This is a genomic window from Thiolapillus sp., from assembly GCF_048562965.1.
GTDB classification, from domain to species: domain Bacteria; phylum Pseudomonadota; class Gammaproteobacteria; order Chromatiales; family Chromatiaceae; genus Thiolapillus; species Thiolapillus brandeum_A.
In genome coordinates this window covers 1-632 of the sequence record NZ_JBHNMF010001421.1, presented here as the reverse complement: position 1 = coordinate 632, position 632 = coordinate 1, and the positions used below count along the sequence as shown (strand labels likewise).

Genomic DNA, 632 nt, shown 5'->3' with positions numbered 1-632 from the left:
TCCGCGACCGTGAGGCGCTGGAGCAGAACTTCCGCGAAAAATTCGAGGCGCTCAACCGCGTCAACCTCACCGATGCCGAATTTGCCCGCCTGCTGGAGGGCATTATCAGCCCTGACACCTTTGCCTGCGCCGAGACCCTGCGCCACCGCAATACCTTCGAGCGGGAGGACGGCACGCCACTGCAGTATCAACTGGTCAACCTCAAGGACTGGTGCAAGAACAGTTTCGAAGTGGTCAACCAGCTGCGCATCAACACCAAAAGCAGTTTCCAGCGCTATGATGTCATCCTGCTGCTCAATGGCCTGCCCCTGGTGCAGATCGAGCTGAAGACACTGCAGGTGAGTCCGCGCAAAGCCATGCAGCAGATTGTCGATTACAAAAACGATCCCGGCAACGGTTACACCAACAGTCTGCTGTGCTTCATACAGCTCTTCATCGTCAGCAATCGCAGTAATACTTGGTATTTTGCCAACAACGCCAGTGAGCACTTCCGCTTCGATGCCGACGAGCACTTCCTGCCCCGCTACCAGTGGGCCGCGCCCGACAACAAAAAGATCACCCACCTGGACGACTTCGCCGAGGCCTTTCTGGCCAAGTGTACTCTGGCGGAGATGATCAGCCGCTACACGGTG

At 57.1% G+C, this 632-nt stretch carries 1 protein-coding gene; it reads left to right on the top strand.

Features of this window, described 5'->3' with window-relative positions; genetic code table 11:
- Nucleotides 1-632 (top strand): type I restriction endonuclease (locus tag ACOCD2_RS24710; protein ID WP_419626335.1); only part of this gene is annotated, 632 nt, incomplete at both ends.